At 70.6% G+C, this 3761-nt stretch carries 4 protein-coding genes (1 of these 4 cut by a window edge); all 4 read left to right on the top strand.

The window, feature by feature from the left end:
* A protein-coding gene (locus BGN97_RS15090; protein ID WP_363331441.1) for a biotin carboxylase N-terminal domain-containing protein crosses the window boundary here: on the top strand, nt 1-1549 show its 3' portion. It extends 326 nt beyond the left edge of the window; the window shows 1549 of its 1875 coding nt (coding positions 327-1875); the start codon falls outside the window, past its left edge; the stop codon is at nt 1547-1549.
* Nucleotides 1546-2712 (top strand): acyl-CoA dehydrogenase family protein, encoded by a 1167-nt coding sequence (locus BGN97_RS15085; protein ID WP_292703218.1) that lies wholly within the window; start codon nt 1546-1548, stop codon nt 2710-2712. Before BGN97_RS15090 ends, BGN97_RS15085 begins: the two co-directional genes overlap by 4 nt.
* Nucleotides 2713-2738: 26 nt before the next feature.
* Nucleotides 2739-3215 carry a MaoC family dehydratase gene (locus BGN97_RS15080; protein WP_292703215.1) on the top strand — a complete coding sequence of 159 codons (477 nt, stop codon included), beginning with the start codon at nt 2739-2741 and terminating at the stop codon, nt 3213-3215.
* The coding region (locus BGN97_RS15075; protein ID WP_292703211.1) for an aldolase/citrate lyase family protein at nt 3215-3761 on the top strand (547 nt) is incomplete at its 3' end. The genes BGN97_RS15080 and BGN97_RS15075, both read left to right, overlap by 1 nt.

Genomic DNA, 3761 nt, shown 5'->3' with positions numbered 1-3761 from the left:
GGGAGACAAGGCCCGTGCCCGCGACCACGTGTCGCAGCACGGCGTGCCCGTCGTGCCCGGCTTCAACGCGGTGGGCATGGACGACGAGCAGATCCGCGCTCGTGCCGATGAAGTCGGCTATCCGCTGCTCGTCAAGCCCAGCGCCGGCGGCGGCGGAAAGGGCATGGAGGTCGTGCGCTCCGGCGACGAACTGGCATCAGCTCTCGCGACCGCCAGACGGGTCGCCAGAGCGGCCTTCGGCGACGACGCCATGGTGCTGGAGCGCCTGGTGCAGCGCCCGCGCCACATCGAGGTGCAGGTCTTCGGCGACACGCACGGCACCGTGATCGCTCTGGGTGAGCGCGAGTGCACGCTGCAGCGCCGTCACCAGAAGGTGGTCGAGGAGGCGCCGGCCGCGCACCTTCCGGAAGCCGTGCGGCAGCGACTGCTGGATGCCGCGGTCGCCGCGGCGCAGAGCGTCGACTACGTCGGTGCCGGAACGGTCGAGTTTCTGGTGGAGGCCGACTCGGTGGAGGACATCTTCTTCATCGAGATGAACACGCGGCTGCAGGTGGAGCACCCCGTGACCGAGGAGGTCACCCGGCTGGACCTCGTCGCACTGCAGGTGCAGGTCGCCGCGGGCGGTGCGCTTCCGGAGCCGCCCGAGGTGCGCGGACACGCCGTGGAGGCCCGCGTCTACGCCGAGTCCCCCGAACGGGGCTTCCTGCCCTCGACGGGGCGCGTGCTGCTGTTCGACGCACCGCGCGGTGTGCGCGTGGATGCCGCGGTGGAGACCGGCTCCGAGGTCACCGGCTTCTACGACCCGATGATCGCCAAGGTCATCGCGTTCGGATCCGACCGCGAGACCGCCCTGCGCCGTCTGGATGCCGCTCTCGCACGCACCGTCGTGCTGGGCGTCGAGACCAACATCGCCTTCCTGCGCGCCCTCAGCACGCATGAGCGCGTCGTCGCCGGCGACCTCGACACCGGTCTGATCGAGACCATGCTGCCGCTGCCGGCGCAGCAGCCGACCGAGTCGGTGCTGGCCGCCGCCGCGCACGCTGTGCGCCGGCCGCGTGCGCACGGTGCCGCGGATCTCTGGAGTGACGTGCCCGGCTGGCGGATCGGCGCGGCTCAGCCGCTGCCGCGCACGGTCTTCCTGACCGACGACGACGTGCAGGTCGAGGCGCCGGCCGCGTACAGTCACGGCATCCCGGTCATGGCCGACGCGGACGGCGCGATCTGGGCATCCGAGGACGGCGTCACGCTGCGCCTTCGTCCGCTGTCGCGCCGTGCGCGCATGCAGCGCCGGCTCGCGGAGCTCGAACGGGCATCCGGCCCGCGCGACCCCGAGGGTCGCGCCCCCATGCCCGGATCGGTCGTGGCACTGCACGTCGCCGACGGCGACACCGTCCGCGAAGGAGACCCGCTCGTCTCGATCGAGGCGATGAAGATGGAGCATCCGGTGCTCGCGCCGCACGACGGCACGGTGCACCTGCTGGTCGCCGTGGGCGATCAGGTACGGCGCGACCAGCCGGTCGCCCGCGTCAGCGAAGTGGAGACATCATGACCGACGACCTCAGCAGCATCGGCCTGAACGAGGAGCAGCGCGAACTCGCCGCCATGGTGCGCGACTTCGCCGAGCAGGTGGTGGCGCCTCAGGCCTACGAGGCCGACCGCTCCCACACGCTCAACCTCGACGTGGTGCGCCAGATGGGCGAGCTGGGCCTGTTCGGCCTGCCGTTCTCGGAGGAGTACGGCGGGCAGGGCGGCGACTACCTTGCCCTGGGCCTGGCCATCGAGGGTCTCGCTCGCGTGGACCAGTCCATCGCCATCACGCTCGAGGCCGGTGTCAGCCTGGGCGCCATGCCGATCTACCGGTTCGGCACCGAGGAGCAGAAGCAGGAGTACCTGCCCTCGCTGCTCGCCGCGGAGCACCTCGCCGGCTTCGGCCTGACCGAGCCGGAGGCCGGCAGTGACGCCGGTGCTTCCCGCACCACTGCCCGTCTCGAGGGCGGGGAGTGGGTCATCGACGGCTCGAAGCAGTTCATCACCAACTCCGGCACCGCCATCACGCGCTTCGTGACGGTCACGGCCGTGACGGGGGTGAACGACGGTCGCAAGGAGATCTCCACGATCATCGTGCCCAACGGCACCCCGGGCTTCACGGTGGAGCCGGCCTACGACAAGGTCGGCTGGAACGCCTCCGACACCCATCCGCTCACCTTCCAGGGCGTGCGCGTCCCGGAGGGCAACCTGCTCGGTGAGCGCGGCCGCGGGTTCAAGAACTTCCTCAGCATCCTCGACGAGGGACGCATCGCCATCGCCGCTCTCGCCACGGGGGCCGCGGAGGGCTGCCTGGAGGCGGCCGTCGACTACGCCAAGAAGCGCACCATCTTCGGCTCCGCCCTGAGCACCCGTCAGAACGCGCAGTTCACGCTCGCGCGCATGCGCGCCCGCGTGCACACGGCGCGCCTCGCATGGCACCACGCCGCGCGTCTGCGCGATGCCGGACTGCCGTTCGCCGAGGAGGCGGCCATCGCCAAGCTCGTCTCCGGCGACGCCGCGATGGACAACGCCCGCGACGCGACCCAGATCTTCGGCGGCAACGGCTTCATGAACGAGTACCCGGTGGCACGTCACTACCGTGACTCGAAGATCCTCGAGATCGGCGAGGGCACCACCGAGGTGCAGCTCCTGGTCATCGCCCGCAAACTCGGCCTGGCCGGCTGAGTCCGCAGAGGAGCTATGGTGCGATCATGACCGACATCGTCCAGCGCGGGCTGTACTTCGAGGAGTTCGAACTCGGTGCCAGATACCTGCACCGTCCGGGCCGCACCGCGACCGAGGCCGACAACGTGCTGTTCACGACCCTCACCATGAACACGCAGGCCCTGCACCTGGACGCCGCGTTCGCGGGGGCCGAGCAACCGTTCGGGCAGCGCCTGATGAACTCGATGTGGACGCTGTCGACGATGGTCGGAGCCTCCGTCGCGCAGCTTACTCAGGGAACGCTCGTGGCGCAGCTGGGACTCAGCGACATAGCCTTCCCGCACCCGGTGTTCCACGGTGACACGCTGTACACCGAGAGCGTGATCACCGACAAGCGCCTGTCGTCGTCCCGGCCGGGTCAGGGGATCGTCACGATCGCGCACACGGGTCGCAACCAGGACGGCGTGATCGTGGCGACCGCCACGCGCGTGGCGCTGATGCACTGCATGCCGGAAGGGGAATGATGGCCTTCGACCTCGGACCCGCCCTGCTGTTCTGCCCGGCCGACCGTCCGGAGCGCTATGCCGGGGGACTCGCGAAGGCGGATGCCGTGATCCTCGACCTCGAGGACGCGGTGCTCCCGGATGCCAAGGCGCAGGCGCGCGAGCATCTCGTGGCGGCGGATCTCGACCCCGCGCGGGTGATCGTGCGCGTCAACGACCCGGCATCTGCTCATTTCGCCGCCGACCTCGAGGCCGTGGCGCGCACTCCGTTCCGCACCGTGATGGTCGCCAAGACCGAGGATCCGTCCGCGCTGGACGCCTTCGGAGACGAGTACTCCCTGCTGGCGCTCTGCGAGACGGCGGCCGGCGTGCTGCACGCCGGGGCCATCGCCGCCCATCCGCGGGTCGCGGCTCTGATGTGGGGCGCGGAGGACCTGGTGGCGTCGATCGGCGGCACCGCGAGCCGGTTCCCGGACGGACGATACCGAGACGTGGCGCGCCACGCGCGGGCATCCGTGCTGGTCGCCTCCGCGGCGCACGGGAAGGCCGCGATCGACGCGGTGCATC

Origin of the sequence: Microbacterium sp. 69-10, from assembly GCF_001897945.1 — a bacterium.
GTDB lineage: Bacteria > Actinomycetota > Actinomycetes > Actinomycetales > Microbacteriaceae > Microbacterium.
Note: the sequence above shows the minus strand (reverse complement) of the source record. Positions and strands in the feature narration are given on the sequence as shown.

Excerpts from the sequence above, each read along its gene's own strand:
- BGN97_RS15085 (WP_292703218.1), top strand. The coding sequence starts at position 1,546 with ATGACCGACGACCTCAGCAGCATCGGCCTGAACGAGGAGCAGCGCGAA.
- BGN97_RS15080 (WP_292703215.1), top strand. The coding sequence starts at position 2,739 with ATGACCGACATCGTCCAGCGCGGGCTGTACTTCGAGGAGTTCGAACTC.